Genomic DNA, 406 nt, shown 5'->3' with positions numbered 1-406 from the left:
AACGGAGCACATTCAAAATTACGCGAAAAAGCAGGTCTTAAAAACTTTTCTCATGCCTATAAACAAACAGCCATCATTTGCACGATTAACCATGAAAAACCCCATCATGGTCAAGCAATTCAACATTTCTTACCTGCTGGACCTTTTGCTCTTCTCCCACTTAAAGGCAATCGCTCTGCTATTGTATGGAATGAACACCATAAAACTGCACAATATTATTTTAAAGCTGATACTGTTATTTTTGAAACAGAACTCGAAAAACGCATTGGTCATCGACTTGGAAACCTCTCTTGGAATGGAGAGCGACAAATTTTTCCCTTGAGCCTTTCTTTAACACGTCAATGCATTCAACCTCGTTTTGCTCTCGTTGGTGATGCAGCCCACACAATCCACCCGATTGCAGGAC

Annotated in this window: 1 pseudogene; it reads left to right on the top strand. The window is 40.6% G+C overall.

Annotated elements, in window-relative coordinates:
- Positions 1-406, top strand: a pseudogene (locus J7R10_RS09185) (ubiquinone biosynthesis hydroxylase); the annotation flags it as partial.

This window comes from Bartonella vinsonii subsp. berkhoffii ATCC 51672 (genome assembly GCF_902825225.1).
Taxonomy (GTDB): Bacteria; Pseudomonadota; Alphaproteobacteria; order Rhizobiales; family Rhizobiaceae; genus Bartonella; species Bartonella berkhoffii.
The sequence above is the reverse complement of the archived record's forward strand: the minus strand, read 5'-3'. Positions and strand labels throughout refer to the sequence as shown.